Source organism: Curtobacterium sp. ER1/6 (assembly GCF_001742745.1).
Classification (GTDB): Bacteria; Actinomycetota; Actinomycetes; order Actinomycetales; family Microbacteriaceae; genus Curtobacterium; species Curtobacterium citri.
This window is the reverse complement of the sequence record NZ_MJAK01000001.1, coordinates 122,719-144,536: the sequence shown is the minus strand read 5'-3', so window position 1 is coordinate 144,536 and position 21,818 is coordinate 122,719. Positions and strand designations below refer to the sequence as shown.

Annotated in this window: 23 protein-coding genes; 11 read left to right on the top strand and 12 right to left on the bottom strand. The window is 73.3% G+C overall.

Features of this window, described 5'->3' with window-relative positions; translation table 11 throughout:
- Positions 1 to 45 precede the first annotated feature (45 nt).
- On the top strand, positions 46 to 957 hold the full coding sequence (locus Cus16_RS00665; protein WP_141718750.1) for a L,D-transpeptidase: 912 nt from the start codon (positions 46 to 48) through the stop codon (positions 955 to 957).
- On the opposite strand, the gene Cus16_RS00660 is transcribed toward Cus16_RS00665, so the two are convergent.
- Both Cus16_RS00660 and Cus16_RS00655 read right to left on the bottom strand, forming a co-directional pair.
- Positions 950 to 1,468 (bottom strand): gluconokinase, encoded by a 519-nt coding sequence (locus Cus16_RS00660; RefSeq protein ID WP_069710726.1) that lies wholly within the window; start codon positions 1,466 to 1,468, stop codon positions 950 to 952. The genes Cus16_RS00665 and Cus16_RS00660 overlap by 8 nt on opposite strands.
- Positions 1,468 to 3,009 (bottom strand): GntP family permease, encoded by a 1,542-nt coding sequence (locus Cus16_RS00655; protein WP_223246472.1) that lies wholly within the window; start codon positions 3,007 to 3,009, stop codon positions 1,468 to 1,470. Before Cus16_RS00655 ends, Cus16_RS00660 begins: the two co-directional genes overlap by 1 nt.
- A gap of 224 nt (positions 3,010 to 3,233) precedes the next feature.
- Here Cus16_RS00655 and Cus16_RS00650 point away from each other — a divergent pair, with 224 nt between their 5' ends.
- On the top strand, positions 3,234 to 3,944 hold the full coding sequence (locus Cus16_RS00650) for a FadR/GntR family transcriptional regulator (protein WP_069710725.1): 711 nt from the start codon (positions 3,234 to 3,236) through the stop codon (positions 3,942 to 3,944).
- Positions 3,945 to 4,444: 500 nt separating this feature from the next.
- Here Cus16_RS00650 and Cus16_RS00645 read toward each other — a convergent pair whose 3' ends face one another.
- From Cus16_RS00645 to Cus16_RS00625, 5 genes are all read right to left on the bottom strand, one after another.
- Complete coding sequence (locus Cus16_RS00645) at positions 4,445 to 5,050, bottom strand: GNAT family N-acetyltransferase (protein WP_069710724.1); 606 nt, start codon at positions 5,048 to 5,050, stop codon at positions 4,445 to 4,447.
- Positions 5,051 to 5,090: 40 nt separating this feature from the next.
- Positions 5,091 to 5,771: a uracil-DNA glycosylase gene (locus Cus16_RS00640; RefSeq protein WP_069710723.1), complete on the bottom strand. Its 681-nt coding sequence runs from the start codon at positions 5,769 to 5,771 to the stop codon at positions 5,091 to 5,093.
- Between the two features lie 4 nt (positions 5,772 to 5,775).
- Positions 5,776 to 6,495: a Type 1 glutamine amidotransferase-like domain-containing protein gene (locus tag Cus16_RS00635; RefSeq protein WP_069710722.1), complete on the bottom strand. Its 720-nt coding sequence runs from the start codon at positions 6,493 to 6,495 to the stop codon at positions 5,776 to 5,778.
- Complete coding sequence (locus Cus16_RS00630) at positions 6,492 to 7,025, bottom strand: phosphoribosyltransferase (RefSeq protein WP_223246471.1); 534 nt, start codon at positions 7,023 to 7,025, stop codon at positions 6,492 to 6,494. The genes Cus16_RS00635 and Cus16_RS00630 overlap by 4 nt, the downstream gene beginning before the upstream one ends.
- 139 nt (positions 7,026 to 7,164) lie before the next feature.
- A complete protein-coding gene (locus Cus16_RS00625; RefSeq protein ID WP_069710721.1) occupies positions 7,165 to 7,959 on the bottom strand; it encodes an SDR family oxidoreductase in 795 nt (264 codons plus the stop codon).
- A 124-nt stretch (positions 7,960 to 8,083) separates the two neighbouring features.
- Here Cus16_RS00625 and Cus16_RS00620 point away from each other — a divergent pair, with 124 nt between their 5' ends.
- The 6 genes from Cus16_RS00620 to Cus16_RS00595 all read left to right on the top strand — a co-directional run bounded on the left by Cus16_RS00620 (position 8,084) and on the right by Cus16_RS00595 (position 15,465).
- The gene (locus Cus16_RS00620) at positions 8,084 to 9,181 is read left to right on the top strand and encodes an acyltransferase family protein (RefSeq protein WP_069710720.1); all 1,098 of its coding nucleotides are present in this window, start codon (positions 8,084 to 8,086) and stop codon (positions 9,179 to 9,181) included.
- Positions 9,182 to 9,349: 168 nt separating this feature from the next.
- Positions 9,350 to 10,681 (top strand): bifunctional o-acetylhomoserine/o-acetylserine sulfhydrylase, encoded by a 1,332-nt coding sequence (locus Cus16_RS00615; protein WP_069710719.1) that lies wholly within the window; start codon positions 9,350 to 9,352, stop codon positions 10,679 to 10,681.
- An 80-nt stretch (positions 10,682 to 10,761) separates the two neighbouring features.
- Positions 10,762 to 11,961, top strand: a complete 1,200-nt coding sequence (locus Cus16_RS00610) for a homoserine O-acetyltransferase MetX (protein ID WP_069710718.1) — start codon at positions 10,762 to 10,764, stop codon at positions 11,959 to 11,961.
- A 176-nt stretch (positions 11,962 to 12,137) separates the two neighbouring features.
- A complete protein-coding gene (locus Cus16_RS00605; protein WP_069710717.1) occupies positions 12,138 to 13,295 on the top strand; it encodes a sensor histidine kinase in 1,158 nt (385 codons plus the stop codon).
- Positions 13,292 to 14,614, top strand: coding sequence for a hypothetical protein (locus Cus16_RS00600; RefSeq protein ID WP_083263587.1), 1,323 nt, complete (start codon positions 13,292 to 13,294; stop codon positions 14,612 to 14,614). Before Cus16_RS00605 ends, Cus16_RS00600 begins: the two co-directional genes overlap by 4 nt.
- 179 nt (positions 14,615 to 14,793) lie before the next feature.
- Entirely contained in the window at positions 14,794 to 15,465 is a 672-nt protein-coding gene (locus Cus16_RS00595) for a response regulator (protein WP_069710716.1), read from the top strand.
- Between the two features lie 116 nt (positions 15,466 to 15,581).
- Here the strand turns inward: Cus16_RS00595 and Cus16_RS00590 are convergent, their stop codons facing one another.
- Positions 15,582 to 16,847 (bottom strand): MFS transporter, encoded by a 1,266-nt coding sequence (locus Cus16_RS00590; RefSeq protein WP_069710715.1) that lies wholly within the window; start codon positions 16,845 to 16,847, stop codon positions 15,582 to 15,584.
- A 363-nt stretch (positions 16,848 to 17,210) separates the two neighbouring features.
- The gene (locus tag Cus16_RS00585; RefSeq protein ID WP_069710714.1) at positions 17,211 to 17,654 is read right to left on the bottom strand and encodes a MarR family winged helix-turn-helix transcriptional regulator; all 444 of its coding nucleotides are present in this window, start codon (positions 17,652 to 17,654) and stop codon (positions 17,211 to 17,213) included.
- A gap of 73 nt (positions 17,655 to 17,727) precedes the next feature.
- Here Cus16_RS00585 and Cus16_RS00580 point away from each other — a divergent pair, with 73 nt between their 5' ends.
- Entirely contained in the window at positions 17,728 to 18,681 is a 954-nt protein-coding gene (locus Cus16_RS00580) for a zinc-binding dehydrogenase (RefSeq protein ID WP_069711337.1), read from the top strand.
- A 118-nt stretch (positions 18,682 to 18,799) separates the two neighbouring features.
- On the opposite strand, the gene Cus16_RS00575 is transcribed toward Cus16_RS00580, so the two are convergent.
- Positions 18,800 to 18,979 carry a hypothetical protein gene (locus Cus16_RS00575; RefSeq protein ID WP_069710713.1) on the bottom strand — a complete coding sequence of 60 codons (180 nt, stop codon included), beginning with the start codon at positions 18,977 to 18,979 and terminating at the stop codon, positions 18,800 to 18,802.
- 161 nt (positions 18,980 to 19,140) lie between these two features.
- On the opposite strand from Cus16_RS00575, the gene Cus16_RS00570 reads away from it, so the two are divergent.
- The gene (locus Cus16_RS00570; RefSeq protein ID WP_069710712.1) at positions 19,141 to 19,320 is read left to right on the top strand and encodes a hypothetical protein; all 180 of its coding nucleotides are present in this window, start codon (positions 19,141 to 19,143) and stop codon (positions 19,318 to 19,320) included.
- Between the two features lie 56 nt (positions 19,321 to 19,376).
- On the opposite strand, the gene Cus16_RS00565 is transcribed toward Cus16_RS00570, so the two are convergent.
- Complete coding sequence (locus Cus16_RS00565; RefSeq protein WP_069710711.1) at positions 19,377 to 19,685, bottom strand: MTH1187 family thiamine-binding protein; 309 nt, start codon at positions 19,683 to 19,685, stop codon at positions 19,377 to 19,379.
- A complete protein-coding gene (locus Cus16_RS00560; RefSeq protein WP_083263586.1) occupies positions 19,682 to 20,959 on the bottom strand; it encodes a glycosyltransferase 87 family protein in 1,278 nt (425 codons plus the stop codon). The genes Cus16_RS00565 and Cus16_RS00560 overlap by 4 nt, the downstream gene beginning before the upstream one ends.
- Positions 20,960 to 21,020: 61 nt before the next feature.
- Here Cus16_RS00560 and Cus16_RS00555 point away from each other — a divergent pair, with 61 nt between their 5' ends.
- A complete protein-coding gene (locus tag Cus16_RS00555) occupies positions 21,021 to 21,734 on the top strand; it encodes a YceI family protein (RefSeq protein WP_069710710.1) in 714 nt (237 codons plus the stop codon).
- Positions 21,735 to 21,818: the final 84 nt, after the last annotated feature.

Sequence of the window (21,818 nt, the reverse complement as noted above, 5' to 3'; positions counted from 1 at the left end):
TGCGGTCGCGGCCGCGATGTGGTGCACTGGTCGCGGGAGGGGACCATGCGACGCAGGACCTGGGGCATCACGATCGGCGCGGTGGCGGCCGCCGCACTCGTTGCCGGCGGGATCGGCGCGGCGGTGCAGCCGTCGGCCCCCGTCGAGACCGCTGCCGCGCGCAGCACGGCGACCCCGACCCCGACGCCGAGCCCCACCCCGACGCTCCCCGCGGTCCCGGCGGCGGCGTCCGAGGCCGAGCTCGCCGCCCTCCCCCTCGCCTTCCACGACGCGGTCGTGCCCGAGCTCCTCGACGGCAGCCACGTCCGGCCGGACAACCGCTGGGAGATCGCCACGCCGAAGCAGCGGCTCGTCGCGCTGTACGCCGACGCCGCACCCGACGCCCGCCCGGTGGCGACCCTCGCGTCGACCGTGTCCACCATCGACACGCCCGCGGCGACCGCGGTCTGGGGCCGCTCGGCGGGGCGGGACGGCGGCATGGTCCTCGTGTCGACGCCGGCCCGGAACCGGACGCCGGGCGACGGCGGTGACCCCACCGCGCCGAGTGCCACGTTCGCGTGGGCCCGTGCCGCCGACTTCACGATCGCCCCGACGGACCGGATGATCCGGGTCGACGTCCACGCCTCGACGGTGTCGGTGGTCGCCAGGGACGGCTCCGTGTCGGCGACCGAGGCGGCCCGGCTCGGCACCCCGGACGACCCGACACCGACGTCGACCGCCACCTACGTCGAAGCCGCGTACGTCGACGCCCGCGTGACCTACACGCAGGGCAACCCGATCATCCTCACCGGGGCGCACTCCTCGCGGATCCCGCAGTACGGCGGCAACGCGGCCCTGACCGCCCTGCACTACTACCCGGACCCGACCGGCAGCTCGCACGGGTGCGTGCGGATCTCCGCCGCGATGACGACGACCCTGTCGCAGCTGCCGGTCGGGACGGCGATCTGGTTCAGCTGACCGGCTGCAGGCCGAGGCGCACGATGACCTGAGCGGCCTCCTCGTCGGGCGACCGGTCCGCGGCCACCGTCAGGTGCGCCTCGTCCGGCTGCGGCGGTTCGAGCGTCGCCAGCTGCGAGGCGAGGAGCGACGTCGGCATGAAGTGGCCGGACCGGGCGGTCATCCGCTGCTCGATGGTTCCGGTGTCACCGGCGACGTGCACGAACACCACGCCGGCCGCCCGCAGCACGTCCCGGTAGGAGCGCTTCAGCGCCGAGCAGGTCACGACGCCCGGGGTCCCCGTGTCGAGGCGCTCCCGGATCCAGGCCGCGACGAGGTCGAGCCACGGCCAGCGGTCGTCGTCCGTGAGCGGCGTGCCCGCATGCATCTTCTCGACGTTCGCCGCCGGGTGCATGTCGTCGCCCTCGGCGAGGTCCCACCCGAGCTGGTCGGCCAGGGTCGCGGCGAGGGTCGACTTGCCCGAGCCGGAGACGCCCATGACCACGAGGACCCGTGCCTCGGCGCCCGGCATCAGAAGAACACCCCGGCGATGAGCACGCCCACCAGGCCGATGACCGAGATGAGGCACTCGAGCACTGTCCAGGTCTTGAACGTCTGGCCGACGGTCGTGCCGAGGTAGCCCTTGACGAGCCAGAACCCGGCGTCGTTGACGTGCGACAGGAAGACCGAGCCCGCGCCGATCGCGAGCACCAGGAGCGAGGTCTCCGGCGTCGACAGGTCTGCGGCGATCGGGGCCATGATGCCCGCCGCCGTCACGGTCGCGACGGTCGCCGAGCCGGTCGCGACGCGCACGAGCGCGGACACCACCCAGGCGACGAGCAGCACCGAGATGCCCGACTCCTGCACGGCGTCGGCGATCACGCCGCCGATGCCGGTGTCGATGAGGACCTGCTTGAACCCGCCGCCCGCGCCGACGATGAGCAGCACCCCGGCGACCGGGGGCAGGGCGTCCTCGAGCGACTTCGCGACCGCGCTCCGGCCCATGCCGCCCCCGATCGCGAAGAACACCATCGCGAAGACGGTCGCGATGCCGATCGCGATGATCGGGCTGCCGAGGAAGTCGAGGAGCGAGACCCACGCACCGGCGGCGTCGGGAGCGGTCGCCTCGCGGACCGCCTGGGCGAGCATGAGGACGACGGGCAGCAGGATGCCGACGAGCGCGACCGCGAACGACGGGCTGCGCGGTTCGCTGATCACGCGGGTGAAGTCGCTCTTGCCGTTCGGCAGCGACGCGGTGTCCTGCGTGGCGGGGCCGCGGCGGGCCTCCCGGCCGGCGTGCGCGGGGTCGGACGACCCGGAACCGCGCGACCCGAACATGTCCGGGGCGGGGATGTCGACCCACCGTGCGGCGAACCGGGCGAAGACCGGGCCGGCCAGCACGATGACCGGGATCGCCAGGACGATGCCGAACGCGAGGGTCGTGCCGAGGTTCGCGCCGACGGTCGACACCGCGACGAGCGGGCCGGGGTGCGGCGGGACGAACGCGTGCATCGTGGACAGGCCGACGAGGGCGGGGACGGCGATCTTCATGATCGGGACGTCGCTGCGCTTGGCGACGAGCACGATGATCGGGATGAGGAGTACGAGGCCGACCTCGAAGAACATCGGCAGGCCGATCAGTGCGCCGATCAGCGCCATCGTCCACGGCAGCGCAGCCTTCGACGAGCGCCGCACGAGGGTGTCGACGACCCGGTCCGCGGCACCCGAGTCGACGAGCATGCGACCGAACATCGAGCCGAGGCCGACCAGGATCCCGACGCTCGTCATCGTGGCGCCGAACCCCGTACCGAAGCTCGTCACCGCCTTGTCGGGGGCGAGACCGGCCCCGATGCCGACGCCGAGCGCACCGATCGTCAGCGCGACGAACGGGTGCACCTTGAGCCAGGTGATGAGCACGATGATCACCACGATGCCGAGCAGCGCCGCGGTGATCAGCTGTCCGATCGGACCGGAGGGGTCGACGGTCTGCGTGCCGCCGCCCTCGGCGGCCAGAACGGTCAGCCCGTGCAACGTGTCGACCGGCGCGGTTCCTCCGGTGGGTGCGTGAGGCATCGGTGCCCCTTCCTGGAGCCGCCGCTTCGCGGCTCCGTCGCCTTCGTGTGGGTGTCGTGACGCCCGGGACGGTCGCGTGCAACGCCCGTCCCGAATAATCTGACAAATCAGACTCTACTGCCATCCGCCGCGCGGCACCCGCCCTGCGGCGCAGTCTGCCGCTTCGATGGAGACCGCGTCACACCGGCGCGTCCGACGTCCTGCACCGCACAACCGGAGGAACGATGACCACCGCCCGCGGGCTCCACGCCCACGTGCTCGAGACCCTCGGGCAGCGCATCGTCGACGGGATCCTCGCCCCGGGCGCGGTCGTCCGGCCGGAGCTGGTCGCGTCCGAGTTCGGCGTGTCGCGGTCGGTCGTCCGCGAGGCCCTGCGCGTCCTGCAGTCGCTCGGCCTCGTCGAGCCACGGCAGCGCGTCGGCACCCAGGTCCTCCCGACGACCTCGTGGGAGCTCCTCGCGCCGACGGTCATCCGGTGGCGCGGGGCGTCGCCGGCGTACTTCGTGCAGCAGCGGGAACTCCTGGAACTGCGGCTCGGCGTCGAACCCGTGGCAGCGGCACTCGCGGCCGAGGTGCGGAGCGGACGCGCCCCCGGCGCCGCCGTGCTCGAGGCGGCCCGCGCCATGCTCGACGCCTGCGCGCGCGAGGACAGTCGCGCGTACCTCGAGGCGGACGTCCGCTTCCACCGTGCGCTCCTCACCGGGTCGGGCAACGCCGTCTTCGCCCACTTCGCCGGCACCGTCGAGGCGCTCCTGCGCACCCGCACCTCGGAGTCGCGGGACACGATCACGCGCTGGACGCTCGACGCGGCGGTGCGGCACGAGGCGGTGGCGCTCGCGGTCGTCGCCGGCGACGCCGCGGCCGCGGGCACGGCCGCCACGGCGCTGCTGCGCGTCACGCGCGACGAGTTCATCGCCGAGGCGCCCGGGTCGTGACCCGGGTGCGGGCGGACGGGAGGCGCGTGGCGGGCCCGGGCCGCGCCTCCCGTCCGACGGCGACGGCCCGCCGCCCGCGGGTCGTTCCGGGAGTACCTGGTCGTCCCGATCGACCAGGCATGCCCGATCCCACCAGCCACCGCGCGCGTGATGGGAAGGAACGGGCGGATGGGAGGCGCGCGGCGGCCGCATCCCGCGCCTCCCGTCCGACGGCGACGGCCCGCCGCCCGCGGGTCGTTCCGGGCGTACCTGGTCGTTCCGGGCGTACCTGGTCGTCCCGATCGACCAGGCATGCCCGATCCCACCAGCCACCGCACGCGTGATGGGAAGGAACGGGCGGACGGGAGGCGCGCGGCGGGCCCGGCCCTGCGCCTCCCGTCCGCCCGTGGGTCGCGACGCGAGACGGTGGCGTCGACGCGAGACGCCGTCCAGGGGTCCGAGACGCCGCACGCCCGGCGGCGTCTCGCCGCATCCGGCGGCGTCTCGCGGCGCTTCCGGCGTCAGCGACGGGCGCGGAAGAGCCGCGGGCCGCGCAGGCGGAGCCGCATCGTCACGGTGCCGAGCCAGCGGTCGTACTTGAACCCGACCTTCCCCATGCGGCCGACCTCCTCGAACCCGAGCCGCTCGTGCAGGCGGATCGAGGCCTCGGCCTGGCGGTCGGCGATGACGGCGATGACCTCCCGGACGCCGGCGGCGCGGCACTCGTCGAGCAGCGCCTCCATGAGGGCCCGGCCGAGCCCCTTGCCACCGGAGGCGGCACCGAGGTAGATCGAGTCCTCGACCACGTGGTTCGACCGGTCGCGGGGGTTCCACGGGTCGACGAGCGCGTAGCCGAGGATCTGGCCCGAGGGGTTCTCGGCGACGAGGAACGGCAGGCCGCGGCGACGGACCTCGTCGTAGCGCTGCTTCCACCGGGCGAAGGTGAAGGCGGACGGGTCGAAGGTCACCGACGAGTTCCGGACGTAGTGCGTGTGGATCTCGCGGACGTCGGGCAGGTCCCGCGGTTCGGCGGCACGGATCGTGTACGTGAACGCCGCCTCGGCGGGGACGGGCGCACGCAGGTGGCGGGGCAGGACACGCCGTCGCTGGTATTCCTCCTCGAGCACGCGACCGAGCCTACTGTCCACTACCCCGACGGCACCGCGGTCAGGCGGGCAGCGTCCAGTCGACGGGCTCGGCACTCTGCTCGCGGAGCAGCGCGTCGACCTGCGAGAAGGGGCGGCTGCCGAAGAACCCGCGCGACGCGCTCAGGGGCGACGGGTGCGCGGACGCCACCACGGGGGTGTCACCGAGCAGCGGCCGGACCGAGGCGGCCTGCGCGCCCCAGAGCACGGCGACGAGCGGGGTGCCACGGGCGACGAGGGCGCGGACGGCCTGGTCGGTGACGGCCTCCCACCCCTTGCCGCGGTGACTGCCGGCGGCCCCGGCCTCCACGGTCAGCACTCGGTTGAGCAGCAGCACGCCCTGCTCGGACCACGCCCGGAGGTCACCGTGCTCCGGGGGCGTCACGCCGAGGTCGTCGTGCAGCTCCCGGTAGATGTTCGCCAGGCTGCGGGGCACCGGTCGGACGTGCGGGTCGACCGCGAAGGAGAGCCCGATCGGGTTGCCGGGCGTCGGGTACGGGTCCTGCCCGACGACGAGGACCTTCACGTCGGCGAACGGCTGCGTGAACGCGCGGAGCACGTTCTCCCCCGAGGGCAGGTAGTGCCGGCCGGCGGCGACCTCCTCGCGGAGCCAGTCACCCATGCGGTGGACGTCGTCCTCGACGGGCGCGAGCGCCTCGGCCCAGCCGGGGTCGACGAGCTCGGCGAGCGGCCGGGGTCGCACGCGCCTAGGCGCCCATGGTGGCGACGGAGACGGTCTCGTCGCCGGCCACGACGCGCCAGACGCTGCCGGTGCCGCGGACCTCGAGTGCGCCCTCGCCGACGACCAGCGCGGTGTCCTCGTCGACGGCGAGCCCGGCGGTCACGAACTCGGCCTCGGCCGCCGCGATCAGCCGGGCGAGCGTGCCGGCCTGCACTGCGTGCACGTCGATTGTCAGGTCGACGAGCCCGAGGCCCTCGCGCAGCTCGACCTCGTCGAGACCCTCGGAGGCCTCCTCGGGGCAGACCTCGACGCCACCGATGCGCCAGCCGCCCACCAGGGCACGGTCGGCGGCGACCATCGCGCCCGCCGAGTACCCGAGGTACGGCAGGCCGTCGGAGACGAGCAGCCGGATCTGGTCGACGAGCGGCTGGATCGCCTCGAGGTAGTGCGGGGTGACGCCGCCGCCCACCACGAGTGCGTCGACGTCGCTCAGGACCGTCGTGGCGAAGACCTCGCCCGGGGCGACCTCGGTCACCAGGACCTCGGCCTGTCGAGCGCCGCCGAGGACCTCGGCGATGTCCGCGGTCGACGACGGCGAGGCACCGGAGGCGCCGGCCACGGAGAGCAGGGCGATGCGGGGCACGCTCCGGCCGACCGCGGCGGAACGGGCGGTGGCCCCGGCGAGGAACGGCGCGGCGACGTCCGCGGCGACGAGGGGTCCGCCGCCGACGAGGTGGATGCTCACGACTCGGCCGTCACCGGTGCGAGGGCGCTCCACGGGAAGGTGATCCACCCGTCGACGCGGCGCCAGACGTGGTCGGGTTCGAGCACGGTGCCGGGCTTCGAGTAGAGGCAGGCGCTCCGGACGTCGGCACCGGCGTTGCGGATGATGTCGACGACCAGGCGCAGCGTGCGGCCCGAGTCGGACACGTCGTCGACGACCAGGACGCGCTTGCCGGCGAGGCTCGGGGCGTCGAGCGCGGGCGACAGGATGACGGGCTCCTCGAGGCGCTGCTCGACGTCCGTGTAGAACTCGACGTTGATCGAGCCGCACTCCTTGGTGCCGAGCGCGTACGCGACCGCACCGGCGATGATCAGCCCGCCGCGGGCCACCGCCACGACGACCTCGGGCTCGAAGCCGGACGACAGGACGTCCTTGGCGAGCAGCCGAGCGGCGTCGCCGAACTCCAGCCAACCGAGCACCTCGGGCCCGCTCGTCACGGTCACGGTCGAGGGAGCCTGTGCGGCTGACCCGGGTTCGCTGCTGATCGGCATCCGCCCACGGTACCGGCAGGGACCCCGCCGCCGCGACCCGTGCACCACCGCCGCGCGTGCCGGGATTCCGGCGCCGTCCCACCCGCGCACCGGCAGCGGCCGCGGCGACGACCGCTGCAGCGGCGCCGGGCGGCCGCGCTCAGCTGCGCGGGGTGAGCGGTCCGCGCGCGAGCTTGTGCTGGGCGGACTGGGCGACGGGCCGCACGGTGACCAGGTCGAGGTTGACGTGCGCCGGCAGCTCGACCGCGTGCACGATCGCCACGGCGACGTCGTCGGCCACGAGCGGCTCCGGCACGTCGGCGTAGACGGCGGCGGCCTTCTCCCGGTCCCCACGGAACCGCGTGAGGGCGAACTCGTCGGTCTTCACCAGGCCCGGGGCGATCTCCACCACGCGGAGCGGCTCGCCGTTCAGCTCGAGCCGGAGGGCGGCGACCAGCGCGTGCTCGGCGAACTTCGCGGCGTTGTACCCGCCGCCGTTCTCGTACGCCACGTGGCCGGCCGTGCTCGTCACGGTGACGACGTCGGCGACACCGGCGGTCGTCGCGCGACGGCGGAGCTGCGGCAGGAGCGCGGCGGTGACGCGCTTGGTGCCGATGACGTTCACCTCGAACATCGCCCGCCAGTCGTCGACGTCGGACTCCTCCACGCTCGCCGAGCCGAGTGCGCCACCGGCGTTGTTGACGAGGACGTCGGCGCCGCCGAGTCCGTCGACCCGCTCGGCGAGCGCCGCGACCGCGTCGGCGTCGGTCACGTCGGCCACCAGCACCTGGGCCCCGGTCTCCGCGGCGAGCGCCTCGAGCTTCTCCAGCCGACGGGCGACGGCGAGCACCTGCCAGCCGTGGGCGCGGAACAGCCGGACGGTGGCGGCGCCGATGCCGGAGCTCGCGCCGGTGACGACGGCGAGGCGCTCGGTGGTGTCGGGACGTGACGGCATGGGTCCTCCAGGGTGTCGATCTCCCACCGTACCGATCCGGCGAGCGAGCGGGCCCTGCCCGGCCCGACGAGCGGGCGGGCCCGGCCCGGACCGCCGAGCGGGCCGTCCGGTACCGTGACCGACCATGACGACGGACGCCGCTCCCCCAGCGCCCGCGGCCCCGGCGACGCCGCTCGAGCCCGGCCGCGCGCCCCGCCGCATCCCGATGTGGGACACGGCGCGCTTCGTCGCGGTCACCCTGGTCGTCATCGGGCACGCGATCCAGCGGCAGACGGCGGGCAGCGAGCACGCCCTGGCGCTCTACACGTTCATCTACGCGTTCCACATGCCGGCGTTCGGCGTCATCAGCGGGTACTTCTCGTCCGCGGCCACCCCCACCGCCGCCCGGATGCGTCGGACCTTCACGGACATCGTCGTGCCGTACATCGTCATGCAGACGATCTGGACCGTGGTGCAGGCCGTGGTCGAGGGCGGCAAGGAGTTCAACCCGACGAAGCCGACCTGGACGCTGTGGTTCCTGCTCGCGCTCGGGATCTTCCGGCTGATCCTGCCGTACCTGGCGATCCTGCGGTGGCCGCTCGTCTGGGCCCTGGCGCTGAGCGTCGGCGTCGGGTACCTCGACAACGTCGACTCGACGTTCTCGCTCGGTCGCGCGATCAGCCTGCTGCCGTTCTTCCTGCTCGGCTGGCAGGTCAAGGAGTGGGGCGTGTTCGACCGCTGGTACGAGGCCCCGCGGCGCACGGTCGTGCGGGTACGGATCGCGGCGGCCGCGGTCTTCGCCGCGTGGGCCGCGGCGTGCCTGCTGTTCATCCCGCAGTTCGCGGACTTCGACCTGCACCACTGGTTCTTCTACGACGACTCGTACTCGGGCCTGGGCGAGGACGCCTGGTGGGCGGGTGGCGTGCGGCTCGGCCTGGTGCTGCTGGCGACGCTGCTGACCGCGTCGTTCCTGCTGCTGGTCCCCCGCCGCACGGTCTGGATCACCCGCTTCGGCGCCGCGACGATGTCCGTCTACCTGCTCCACACGTTCGTGCTCTACCCGATCCGCGAGTCCGGGATCCTGGCCGGCGAGCACTCCGCCTGGCCGTACGTGCTCCTCATGGTCGCGGTCGCCTGCGCGGTCAGCCTGTTCCTGGCGCAGCCGTTCGTGCGGCGCGGGATGCGGTGGCTGCTCGAGCCGAAGGTCGACTGGCTGTTCCGCCGGGACGTCGCCGGCCGCTGACCCGGACGGGAGGCGCGGCCCGCGTCCGGCGCGCGCGTTACGTCGCGCGGCGGGCGCGCTGGTGCCCGGCCGGTCACCTGCGTACCGTGACGGACGTCGCAACGCCGCACCGGGCCTCCCGGCCGGCACCCGCGACCCGACGACCGCCAAGACCCGACAGGAGCACCGATGAGCACGAACGACGCCGCCGCCTGGCGGTTCGAGACGACGCAGGTCCACGCCGGCGCGCAGCCCGACCCGACGACGGGCGCGCGGGCGACGCCGATCTACAAGACGACCTCGTACGTGTTCGAGGACTCGGACCACGCCCGCGACCTCTTCGCGCTGGCGCGGCCGGGCAACATCTACTCGCGGATCATGAACCCGACGAACGACGTCGTCGAGCAGCGGATCGCCGCGCTCGAGGGCGGCACGGGCGCGCTCCTGGTGTCGAGCGGCCAGGCCGCGGAGACCTACGCGGTGCTCAACATCGCGGGTGCCGGCGACCACATCGTGTCCTCGTCGTCGATCTACGGCGGCACGTACAACCTGTTCAAGTACACGCTCGCGAAGCTCGGCATCGAGACGACCTTCGTCGAGGACCAGGACGACCTCGAGGAGTGGCGCCGCGCCGTCCGACCGAACACGAAGCTGTTCTTCGCGGAGACGATCGGCAACCCGCGCATCAACGTCCTCGACATCGCCGGCGTCAGCAGCGTCGCGCACGAGTCCGGGCTGCCGCTCATCGTCGACAACACGATCGCGACGCCGTACCTCATCCGACCCTTCGAGCACGGGGCCGACATCGTCGTGCACTCGGCGACGAAGTTCCTCGGCGGTCACGGCACGGTGATCGGCGGCGTCATCGTCGACGGCGGCCGCTTCGCCTGGTCGGAGCACGCCGAGCGGTTCCCGGAGTTCAACTCCCCCGACCCCTCGTACCACGGTGCCGTGTTCGCGCAGGCCGTCGGCAACGAGCTCGCCTACGTCGTGAAGGCCCGGGTGCAGCTGCTCCGCGACCTCGGCGCGTCGAACTCGCCCGACACCGCCTTCGCACTGCTGCAGGGCATCGAGACGCTGTCGCTGCGCATCGAGCGGCACGTGTCGAACGCGCAGGAGATCGCCGAGTGGCTCGACCGGCACCCGGACGTCGCGTCGGTGTCGTACGCGGGCCTGCCCACCTCGCCCTGGTACGCCGCGGCGACGAAGTACGCGCCCCGGGGCGTCGGTGCGGTCCTGTCCTTCGAGCTGAAGGGCGGCGTGTCCGCCGGTCGGGCGTTCGTCGACGAGCTGCGGCTGTTCTCGCACCTGGCGAACATCGGCGACGTGCGCTCGCTCGTGATCCACCCGGCGTCGACGACCCACTCGCAGCTGACGCCCGAGCAGCAGCTCACCACGGGGGTCACCCCGGGGCTCGTGCGGCTGTCGGTCGGCATCGAGAACGTCGAGGACCTGCGCGCCGACCTCGAGGCGGGGCTCGCGGCCGCGCGTGCCGTCTCGCAGGAGGGCCTGCGCGCCTGACGCACCCCCGTTCCGCTCCGCGAGACGGGGGTGACGTAACACGGCGGAGGTGGGGCGCGCCTCCCGGCAGACTGGACGCGATGGACTGGCAGACGATCCCCGAGGACTCGGTCCCGTCCACCCTCGTGCCCGGATCCGAGCTCGGGACGCTCGGCAAGCCGCCCGCCACCGGGGCCTGGCGCCCCGGCGACCACCCCGGCTCCCGGCGGTTCGCCTCGCTCGGCGAGCAGTGGGTGCGCGGCGGCCGCATCCCCTCGGTCCGGGTGGCGTACGAGACCTGGGGCGAGCTGAACGCGGCGCGGGACAACGCGGTCCTCGTCCTCCACGCGATGACCGGCGACTCCCACGTCGCCGGCCCGCCCGGACCCGGGCACCGCACCGCCGGGTGGTGGGGGGACGTCGTCGGGCCGGGGCGCGCGATCGACACCGACCGGTGGTTCGTCGTCGCACCGAACGTGCTCGGCGGCTGCCAGGGCACGACCGGTCCCTCGTCCGTCGCACCGGACGGCCTCGAGTGGGGCTCGCGGTTCCCGTTCGTCACCGTGCGCGACCAGGTCGACGTGCAGGCGCAGCTGGCCGACCTCCTCGACATCGACGTGTTCGCGGCGGTGGTCGGCGGCTCGATGGGCGGCATGCACGCGCTCGAGTTCGCCGTCACGCACCCGTCGCGGGTGGAGCGGCTCGCCGTCCTCGCGACGACCGCGCAGACGACGGCCGACCAGATCGCGGCGAACTCGCTCCAGCGCGCGGCGATCCAGACCGATCCCGCCTACAACGGCGGTGACCACCACGAGGCCGACGCGGGCGAGGGTCCGCACCGCGGGCTGTCCCTCGCGCGGCGGATGGCGCTCATGACCTACCGGGCACCGGACGAGCTGAACGGACGCTTCGCGCGGTCGTGGCAGAGCGACGTCTCCCCGCTCGGCGACGACGGGCGCTTCTCGGTGGAGAGCTACCTCGACTTCCACGGCAACCGGTTCACTCGACGGTTCGACGCCGCGTCGTACGTCGCCCTCACCCACGCGATGGACTCGCACGACGTCGGCGCCGGTCGGGGCGGGGTCGCGGCGGCGCTCGGTCGGGTGACGGCGCGGACCCTGGTGCTCGGGGTGTCGAGCGACCGGCTGTTCCCGCTCGAGGACCAGCACCGGATCGCGGCCGGCGTCCCGGACACGCTCGACGGCGACCGCGCCGCGGTGCTCGAGAGCGAGTTCGGGCACGACGGGTTCCTCATCGAGCACGAGGCGGTGGGGGCGCACCTCCGGAGGCTCCTGGACTGAGCCGCGGGCGGTTCCGCCCGGTAACGATCCCGCAGCCATCCGAATCCCGCAGCGCGCCGAACACCCCTCAACGGGTGCCCCTCGTGGAATGATGTCGTCGGAGGCCCCTGAAGGGGGCTCGGTTTCCCGCCGAACACCCGCTCCACATCCGCTTGACGTCACCAACCAGGACATCGATGGACTTCATCGCACAGGAACGCGACCGCTTGCTGCGGTCCACCACCCGTGTCGTCGGCGTCACGTGTGCCCTGGTCTCCGTCGTCGGGATCGTCAGTTCCCTGGCCGTCCCCCTCGTGCCGCTCCTCGGCGGCCTCGCCTGCGTCGCGGTCCTCATCGCGGCCCTCCTCGTGTTCGGCACGAACGGATCCGTCTGGTGGACCGCCCTCGCGCTCGCCGCCGGGCTGGGCGCCCTCGCGCTCCTGCTCGTCGGTGCCGACCCGGACGTGCGGACCGTCGTGGCCAGTGCCGTCGTGCCGCTCGCCGCCGGATCGCTGTCCGCACCGCTCATGGCGCAGCGGGGCACCCCGGTCGGTCTCGCGATGACGATCGTCGCGGGCGTCGCGGCGGTCGGCGTGGTCGCGTGGGCGTCCGGCAGCCCCCTGTCCGGTGCGACCGGCGGGGTCGTGCTCGGCTGGGTGCTCGTCGCGGTCGTGTCGGTGTGGATCGCCCGGAGCATCCCCCGGGTCGCCCGGCGGATCATGAGCATCGGCACCGCGCACCGCGCCGAACGCCAGGCCAGCGAGACCGAGGCACAGCGCCGGCAGGGCGCACGCCTCCTCCACGACACCGTGCTCGCGACGCTCACGCTCCTCGCGCACTCGGGCGTCGGCGTCTCCGAGCAGGCCATGCGGGAGCAGGCCGCCGAGGACGCCCGACTGCTCCGACACCTTCGCCTCGGCGCGACCCCGCAGCCCCAGCAGTCCGGCGACTACTCCCTCACCCGCGAGGAGGAGTCCCCCCTCGGACAGACCCTCGAGTCGGTGAAGCAGCGCTTCGGCCGGATGGGGCTCGAGGTCAGCTGGCACGGCACCGGCCAGGTCCTGCTCCCGTCGCACGTGCTCGATGCGTTCCTCCTCGCGCTCGGCGAGTGCCTGGAGAACGTCCGTCGGCACGCCGGCGTCGGCGAGGCGCACGTCACGATCGTGCACGACCAGGAGACCGTCCGCGCCATGGTGACGGACTCCGGCGTCGGCTTCGACCTCGACGCGGTCAGCGCGGAACGCCTCGGCTTCAAGGAGAGCGTGGTCAGCCGGCTCCGCGAGGTCGGCGGCGATGCCAAGCTGTTCTCCGCCCCGGGATCGGGCACCACCGTCGTCCTGGAGGCACCCCGATGACCCGCGTCCCCGAGGACACCATCAGCCGCGGACTGCCCGGCGACACCGTGCAGCAGGCACCGCGGACCCGGCGCGAGGCCCGCGAGCGCTACCGCGGGAGCGAGCGGCGTCAGGCCCGCGGACTCCCCTCGACCTCGACGGGCGCGCGGTCGCTGCGGCAGGCCGCGAAGCCGGGCGCCTCGCTCGGCGCCGGCTACCTCGGGCTCGGCGCGGCGGTCCTCGCCGCGATCGAGGCCGTCGCGGGACTGGTGTTCTTCGTCGCCCGACTGCCCGAGTACGCGAACCCCTGGCTCCCCGCCGCGGCGTGGGCCCTCTACCTGGTCGCCGCGGTCGGCGTCGGGCTGAGCCTGATGACCTACGGCGAACGCCTGACCGGCACCGCGTTCGGCCTGATCTGCGCCGTGCTCGCCTGCGTCGTGACGCTCGACTTCATCGGCATCTTCCCCGAGCACGACATCGCCCACTCGGTCAGCGCGGCCGTCACCGCGGGCTTCGCACTGCTCCCGGTCGCGGCGCTGCGTCCCGCCCGCGAGGTCGCGGCCGCGATCGCCGTGCTCGGCCTCGCCTTCGCCGTCGTCGCCGTCCTTTCCACCCCGATCACGTCGGACACGCTGCCCGGGATCGTCTCCCTGCTGGCCCTGGTGGTCGTCCCCCCGTCGCTCGCGCTGTACGTCGTGCACCGGTTCCGCCAGCTCGTCCAGCGCGAACTCGACCGGGTGCTCGTGCAGAGCAACGTGCAGGCGCCGCAGTTCGCGGTCGGCATGCTCGCCTCTGACGAGCTGGCCCGCCTCGACCTGGCCGCGGAGAAGCTCCTCGACGCCGTCGCGAACGGCTCCGACCCGCTGCCGCTCTCGGACGCCTCGGCGTCGGTCGCCGCCTCCCTGGCCACCGAGCTCCGGCTGCACCTCATCGAGGGGCGCCGGGAGACCTGGCTGTACCACGCGATCACCGAGTCCGACCACCTGGGACGCTCGGTCAGCGTCGCCGACCCGCAGTCGCTCGCCGGGCACCTGACCCCTGCGCAACGCGACGGGCTGCTGCAGGCGCTCTGGCAGATGGTCGGGGACGGCCGCACCAACCATCCCGGCTCCCCGGTCGTCTCCGTGACGCTCGGACCCATCGGCTCGGACGGTCACCCCGTCTCCGACGAGCGGATGGACGTGCCGATCGTGTTCGAGTCCCGCGGGGTCCCCCGCCGCCGACTCGGCCCGACGGCGTGGAGTGCGTTGCAGCGCGTCGGCCCCTACACGGACTCGGTCCGCGACGGGGTCCTCCACATCGTCTCCCACTGCGTCGTCGACCGACACCCCACGATGTAGCGAGACCCGCGACGGCACGGCACCAGCACGACCAGCACCACCGCACGACCAGTCACACCGCACGACCCGCACCACCGCCCGGCCGGGCCCGATCTGCCGGACACCCGCTCCACCTGCCCGACCAGAACGGCCCGTCCACCTAGGATCGGCCCCGCACCTCCTTCGAGAAAGGACGCCTGATGGCGACTCCAGAGGAACCGATCCGACTCGCACTCGTCGACGACCACCGGATGCTGCTCGGCGCGCTGACCGAGTGGATCCGCAGCGCCGCGGACGACATCACGCTCGTCGCGGCGGTGACCACCTGGCCGGAGCTCCTCACGAGCCCCGCGTTCCCGGTCGACGTGGTCCTGCTCGACCTCGACCTCAAGGACTCGATCCCGGTCTCGCTGAAGATCTCGACGCTGAAGACGGCCGGCGTCAAGACCGTCGTCATGAGCACGTACTCGGAGCCGAACGTTGTCCGCGAGGCCCTCGCCTCCGGTGCCCTCGGCTACCTCGTCAAGAGCGAGGACGCCGACATGATCGTCGAGGCGATCCGTGCCGCCCAGCGCGGCGAGCAGTACGTGTCCGCGGAGCTCGACCTCGCGATCAACAGCGGCGACGTCGGCGGTGTCCCGAAGCTCAGCGCGCAGGAGCGTCGCGTGATGGCGCTCTACGGCGGCGGCGAGCCCGTGAAGAGCGTCGCCTACCAGCTCGGCATCTCCGAGGAGACCGCCAAGAGCTACCTCAAGCGCATCCGCGAGAAGTACCGCGTCGCTGGCTTCGACGTCGGCACGAAGGTCGCGCTGCGGAAGCGCGCGATCACCGACGGCATCATCGTGCAGGACGGCAGCCCCGTCGGGCTGTAACGGTCGGTCCGGTACCGGACCACACGACGGACGGGAGGCCCGTGGCGACACCGCCACGGGCCTCCCGTCCGTCGTGTGGACGCGCCTGCCGCCACCCGGTCCCTCGTCCGGACGCCTCAGACCGTCGGGACCGGCGCGGTGATCGGACCGGTCGACGGCGAGGACGACCGCAGCGCCGAGCGCCGGTCCGCCCGCCGTTCGACGCCGTAGCTCACCATCGTGACGAGCAGCCCCAGGAGCGCGAGCACGATGCCGAGCCACGCGGGTGCCAGGAAGCCGAACCCGGCCGCGATGACCGCACCGCCGAGGGCCGCACCGAGCGAGTTGCCGATGTTGAACGCCGAGTGGTTGAGCGCCGCCGCGATGGTGCGCGCGTCACCGGCGACGTCCATGAGCCGCGACTGCACCGCAGGCGGGATCGCCGACGAGGTCGCGCCGAGCAGGAACGCCCCGAGGAACACGCCCCAGACCCACTGCGCCGTGAAGACGGTCACGAGCAGCGCACCGATGAGCGCGAGCATCCCGATGTAGATCGTGCGCTTGACACTGTGGTCGGCGAGGTGTCCACCGAGCACACCGCCGACGACCATGCCGAGACCGACGACCACGAGCACGAGCGGCACCGCCGACTCGGGCAGCCCGGTCACGTTCTGCACCAGCGGCGAGATGTAGGAGTACACGGCGAAGAACCCGCCGAACCCGACGGCGCCCAGGCCCATCACGATCCAGACCTGCGGCGACCGGAAGGCCCGGAGCTCCCGCCCGATGGTCGCGTGCGCGTCGGCGGCGCTGCGCGGCACGAAGGCGGCAACGGCGAGGAACGTCAGCACGAACAGCAGCGAGACGACACCGTAGGCGATCCGCCAGCCGGCGTTCTGACCGATCCAGGTGATCGCGGGGACGCCGACGACGTTGGCGATGGACAGCCCGAGCATCACCATCGCGATGCCCTTGCCGCGCTTGCCCGGGCCCATGATCTCGCCCGCGACGATCGACACGATGCCGAAGTACGCGCCGTGCGGCAGCCCGGCCACGAACCGGGCGACGAGCACGAGGCCGAAGCTCGGCAGGACGGCGCTCGCGATCGTGGCGACGACGAAGCCGACGAGGAGCACGAGGATCAGGCCCTTGCGCGGGAAGGTCGCCGAGATCGCGGCGATGGTCGGGGCGCCGACCACCACGCCGAGCGCGTAGGCGCTGACGAGCCACCCGGCGTGCGCGACGCCCGCAGCCGGGTCGGCGGCGTACTGCGTCGGCAGGAGCGCCTCGGCGATGTTCGGCAGCAGTCCCATCGCGACGAACTCGGTCGACCCGATGGCGAAGCCGCCGAGCGCGAGGGCGATGAGCGCGAGGGCGCGCTGCGTCGGGGTGGTGAGCGTCATGCGACCTGTTCTCTGACGGGAGGAGCGGGGCTGGGTTCCGGACACCGGCCTGCGGACCGGCAGGACGCGCGTGTCGCCACGCGCGGGGACCGCTCCGCGTGCGTCGCGCGGGGTCGTCGCCCGGTGCGGCCGTGCGCAGGGACGGTCCGGTTCGGCGTCGAACGACCGGACCACGTCCTGGTGACCCGGTCAGAGCAGTGTAGACCGCTCCAAACCGTCGACGGAAGGCGACAGGCCGAATCGATTCGACAGGCGGTGCCGCACGTCCGCGGGTCCGCCGGGCCGCCTCGGCGACCGAGCTGGTGCGCTGGCGTCGGACACGGCGCGACGCGCACGGACTCCTCGACGGCCCGTACCCACCCGTCAGTGGAGCATCGCCTCGATCAGGACCCGGAGTTCCTGACGCCGGGCCGGGTCGAGGGTGCCGGTCATCGGGTCGAGGGCGATGCGCATCGCGGTCTCGAGGCGTCGGGCGACCCGGCGCCCCGGTTCGGTGAGCACGACGTCCACCGCCCGTGCGTCGTCCGCGTTCGGCTGCCGCGCGAGCAGTCCCTTCGCCGATGCCCGTGCCACCAGGCCCGTCATCGTCGACCGCTCGAGCCCGAGGTACTGCGCGAGGTCGCCGATCCGGACCCGTCGGTCGCGCAGGATCGCCAGCACGCGCAGTTGCGTCAGCGAGACGCCCTCGTCGGCGGCGATCTCGGTCAGCGTGCCCATGGTGCGGAACGCGAGCTCTCCGAGCGCGTCGACGAGCCGATCGTCGCGGTCGTCTCCGTCGCCCCCGTCTTCCTGGTCGTGTCGGTCCATGTCGCGATCCTACTTGACAAACTTCGTGTCGCGAACTACTTTGCTTCGTATAACGAACCAGATGGAGGATCCGATGCACGCAGCAGTCGTCGAGCAGTTCGGCCGGGTACCGACCTGGCGGCAGTTCCCCGAGCCCGTCGCCGCCGAGGCCGAGGTGGTGGTGGAGGTCGTCGCCACCGGACTGCACCCGCGGGTCCGGTCCCAGGCGGCAGGATCGCACTACACGAGCGAGGGCAGCCTGCCGCTCGTGCCCGGTGTCGACGCTGTGGGCCGCTTCCCCGACGGCTCGCTGCGCTACTTCGTCGCGTCGAGCGAGACCCGCGGCACCATGGCGGAGCGTGTCGCCGCGGACCCACGAGCGAGTGTCGTCCTGCCCGATGGTGCCGACCCGGTCGCCGTGGCTGCGGGCGCCAACCCGGTGATGTCCTCCTGGGTCGCCCTCCGCCGCCGGATCGACCTCGCGTCGGGCGCCCGAGTGCTCGTGCTGGGCGCGACCGGGGCGTCGGGAAGGGCTGCGGTGCAGGTGGCGAAGCACCTGGGTGCCTCGTCCGTCGTCGCCAGCGGGCGCGACACGACCCGGCTCGCCGCCCTGGGCGACCTCGGCGCGGACATCCTGGTCGCCCTCGACGACCCCGCGTCGGTCGGGCGGGCAGCGGCAGACGTGGACGTGGTCGTCGACTACGTGTGGGGCCGGCCTGCCTCGGACGTCATGCGTGCCCTCGTCACCGCCCGGACGGACCGGGGTCGCCGACTCGACTGGATCGCGATCGGCTCGACGGCCGGCCAGGACGCGCCCATCCCCTCGGCCGCACTCCGCGCATCCGGGCTGACCATCGTGGGGAGCGGTCAGGGTTCGGTCGGGCGGGACGCGTTCGTCACCGAGCTGCCGGGCATCGTCGAGGCGATCGCCGCAGGCACGGTGGCCGTCGACGCGCAGGTGGCCTCGTTCACGGACGTGTCGACGCTGTGGGCCGATGCCGACGCGCCGGGCACTGGTCGGTTGGTCTTCACCACGGCCGACCGGTAGCGAACGGGCGTCCGGCAGCGGGCGAGCGTCCGGCAGCTGGCGCGCGGCCGCCCGGTAACGGGCGGTCAGCCGTCCGCTCGCCGCGGACCACGGCAGCACAGGCGTCGCGGGACCGGCCCTAGGCCGCCTGGCGCTCCGCCTGCACGTCCCGGCGTGCCGCGGACTCCGGCAGTTCGTCCCGGTGGACCCACCCGGCCGCGCACTCGGTGCAGGTCGCCCAGGCGCCGTCACCCTGCTCGTCGGAGTCGATGACGACCGTCTGCAGGTCGCAGTCCGGGCACCAGCCGTCGTGCATCATGAGGCACTCCTCGTCGTCGCAGTCACCGTGGCCGAGCTGCGCGGTGCGGCCCGGTGCGCACCATGAGACACCCGCCCACCGACATCGACGGGAGGCCTCCGGCGTGTCGTGGAGCTCCCAGCCCGCGCACCGGACGCGCTCGTGCGCGTACGCTCCTCGACATGGGGTGGTGGATCGTGACCGGGATCGTCGTGCTCGCAGCGGTGGGCCTGTGGCTGTGGATGCACCACCTGACCGACCTCGGTTCGCGCTCACGTCGGTACGACGGGAGCGACCCCGAGATCGCCGAGGCGCTGCGGCAGGCGGAACGAGACCGCAACAACGGTCGCATGTACCCCTGACGCACTGCTCGACGACGGTCGGCGCGCGCGACGAGTCGAGCGCCACGAGACCGGCGCTACGAGTCGAGCGCCGCTTCGAGCCGCTCGAGCTTGCCGTCGATCTCGCCGGTGTGCCCGGGGCGGATGTCGGCCTTGAGCACCAGCGACACCCGGGTGCCGTAGGCGGCGACGGCCTCGGTCGCGCGCTTGACGACGTCCATGACCTCGTCCCACTCCCCCTCGACCTCGGTGAACATCGACGAGGTGCGGTTCGGCAGCCCGGACTCCCGGACGACGCGGACCGCGGCAGCGACGGCGTCGTGCACAGAGCCGTCCGACGCTGCGCTGGGACCACCGGACGGGGCGAGGGAGAACGCGACGATCATGCGTCCATCCTGCCCCCGGCGACGTCCCGCCGCACCGACCGCGCCTCCTCGGCGTCGCCTCGGCGGTCGGAGGATCCACGCCCGAGGCGCACCAGGACGACGACCGCCCAGACGAGCACCGCGACCTCGAGCAGGTTGCGCACCGTGAGCACGAGGACGATCCACGGCTCGACCGCGAGCAGCTGGTCGTAGTAGCCGGGGTAGATCACCTGCGTCAGCACGGCCATCGGCAGCACACCGATCGCGACGGGCAGGAACCGTCGGGCACTCGGCCGACCGGCGACGAGCCCCCACACGACCGGCACCGCGTACCAGCCGACGTACTGCGGGGACCCGACCTTGTTCACCGCGATGAGCGCGGCGACGAACAGCAGCGCGAGGACCGGGGCGGCCTCGGCACGGCGGGCACCGCGGTGGACGGCGAGGAGCGCGGCGGCGACCCCGCCGAGCACGACCAGGGCCATGAGCGGTGTCGAGAGGGCAGCGGCGGCATGGGTCCCGGCGCCGGACACCTCGAAGGTCAGGATCTCGCGGTCGTAGTACACCGCCGCGCCCGGCACGCCGAGGGCAGCCGCCCACATGAAGGGCGTCGCGAGCGGCGCCTCGATCTGCAGCGCCCGGTCGCTCTGCTCGCCGACGAAGGACAGCAGGTGGGGTGCGCCGCCGTAGAGCACGTCGACCAGGACGACCAGGCCGGTGACGACCGCCGCGCCGGCGACGACCGTCCCACGGTGCCCGCGACGGAGCAGGAGCAGCACGCCCACCAGGGCGGCCGGCCAGACCTTGGTCCACGCGGCGGCGGTGAACAGGGCGGAGGCCACCGCGGGCCGAGTCACGACGAAGGCGACGCCGACCAGGGCGAGCGCGGTCGCCACGGTGTCGATGCGTCCGAGCGCGATCGGCCCGAGGGCGAGCAGGAAGAGCAGCCACCACCACACGACGCGGACGCCGGACGCGCGGAAGCGCCAGAGGAACGCGCACGCCACGGCGTCGAGCAGCACCATGAGCGCGAGCCACCCGGTGCCGATCGCGGCCGTCCCACCGAGCGCGGCCGCCGCCATGGGCACGATCGCGAACACCGGGTACACCCAGTCGGTGTCGACCCCGACCCACGAGTGGTCGACGCGCCCGACCTCGATCCAGCGCCGGTACGTGATGAGGACGTCACCCAACGGCTGGTTCGGCACGGTCGTGGCGAGCCACCAGAGCACGCCGTGCACGAGCAGGAACGCCAGGGCGAACCCGACGACGCCGACCCACCGGGACCTCTGCACCGGACGAGCGTAGCGGGGAACTGCCAGCCACTCCTGAGGAGGACGTGTCACCGTTCTGCTCGTGACCTCCGAACCGCAGCGCCCCCGCAGCCGCAAGCCCCTCGTCTGGGCCGGCGTCGTCCTCGTCGTCGCCGTGCTCGCCGTCGTCGGCGTCGCCGTCGGGACGAACGTGTACTCGTCGAACGAGAACGCGAAGGCGTCGGCGGCGCCCTCCGTCGCCGCCAGCCGCGCCCCGTCCACCCTCGACGCCGCGGACCTGTCCGGCGACTGGACGATCGGCGGTGACTCGGAGGCCGGCTACCGCGTGCACGAGGTCCTCAACGGATCCGACGTGACCGTCACCGGTCGGACCGACAGCGTCAGCGGTTCCGCGACGGTCGACGGCAGCGCGATCACCGCGGCGACCGTCACGGTGCAGGTCGCGGACATCGCCACCGACTCAGCGCAGCGGGACTCCTACTTCCGCGACTCCGCCCTCGACGTCGCGGCCTTCCCCGAGGCGACGTTCACCCTCACCGAGCCGGTCGCGGACGCCGTGCCGAGCGGCTCGGGCACGACGACCGTCGAGGCGTCCGGCGAGCTGACCCTGCACGGCGTCACCAAGGCCGTCCGGGCCGAGCTCCAGGTCGGCCTGAGCGGCGACGGCGTCGACGTCTCCGGGTCGGTGCCGATCACGTTCTCGGACTTCGGCGTGCAGGCGCCGGACCTCGGCTTCGTGAAGGTCGACGACGCCGGCGCGGTGGAGTTCCTGGTGCACGCGACCCCCGCGTCCTGACGCAACCCCGCGTCCCGACGCGACCCACCGCCGGACGGGAGGCGCGTCACCGGTCCGCCCCGCGCCTCCCGTCCGGTGAGCGGA

Coding starts and splice junctions, on each gene's coding strand:
- Cus16_RS00665 (WP_141718750.1), top strand. CDS start 46: ATGCGACGCAGGACCTGGGGCATCACGATCGGCGCGGTGGCGGCCGCC.
- Cus16_RS00660 (WP_069710726.1), bottom strand. CDS start 1,468: ATGCCGGGCGCCGAGGCACGGGTCCTCGTGGTCATGGGCGTCTCCGGC.
- Cus16_RS00655 (WP_223246472.1), bottom strand. CDS start 3,009: ATGCCTCACGCACCCACCGGAGGAACCGCGCCGGTCGACACGTTGCAC.
- Cus16_RS00650 (WP_069710725.1), top strand. CDS start 3,234: ATGACCACCGCCCGCGGGCTCCACGCCCACGTGCTCGAGACCCTCGGG.
- Cus16_RS00630 (WP_223246471.1), bottom strand. CDS start 7,025: ATGCCGATCAGCAGCGAACCCGGGTCAGCCGCACAGGCTCCCTCGACC.
- Cus16_RS00625 (WP_069710721.1), bottom strand. CDS start 7,959: ATGCCGTCACGTCCCGACACCACCGAGCGCCTCGCCGTCGTCACCGGC.
- Cus16_RS00620 (WP_069710720.1), top strand. CDS start 8,084: ATGACGACGGACGCCGCTCCCCCAGCGCCCGCGGCCCCGGCGACGCCG.
- Cus16_RS00615 (WP_069710719.1), top strand. CDS start 9,350: ATGAGCACGAACGACGCCGCCGCCTGGCGGTTCGAGACGACGCAGGTC.
- Cus16_RS00610 (WP_069710718.1), top strand. CDS start 10,762: ATGGACTGGCAGACGATCCCCGAGGACTCGGTCCCGTCCACCCTCGTG.
- Cus16_RS00605 (WP_069710717.1), top strand. CDS start 12,138: ATGGACTTCATCGCACAGGAACGCGACCGCTTGCTGCGGTCCACCACC.
- Cus16_RS00600 (WP_083263587.1), top strand. CDS start 13,292: ATGACCCGCGTCCCCGAGGACACCATCAGCCGCGGACTGCCCGGCGAC.
- Cus16_RS00595 (WP_069710716.1), top strand. CDS start 14,794: ATGGCGACTCCAGAGGAACCGATCCGACTCGCACTCGTCGACGACCAC.
- Cus16_RS00590 (WP_069710715.1), bottom strand. CDS start 16,847: ATGACGCTCACCACCCCGACGCAGCGCGCCCTCGCGCTCATCGCCCTC.
- Cus16_RS00585 (WP_069710714.1), bottom strand. CDS start 17,654: ATGGACCGACACGACCAGGAAGACGGGGGCGACGGAGACGACCGCGAC.
- Cus16_RS00580 (WP_069711337.1), top strand. CDS start 17,728: ATGCACGCAGCAGTCGTCGAGCAGTTCGGCCGGGTACCGACCTGGCGG.
- Cus16_RS00575 (WP_069710713.1), bottom strand. CDS start 18,979: ATGATGCACGACGGCTGGTGCCCGGACTGCGACCTGCAGACGGTCGTC.
- Cus16_RS00570 (WP_069710712.1), top strand. CDS start 19,141: ATGGGGTGGTGGATCGTGACCGGGATCGTCGTGCTCGCAGCGGTGGGC.
- Cus16_RS00565 (WP_069710711.1), bottom strand. CDS start 19,685: ATGATCGTCGCGTTCTCCCTCGCCCCGTCCGGTGGTCCCAGCGCAGCG.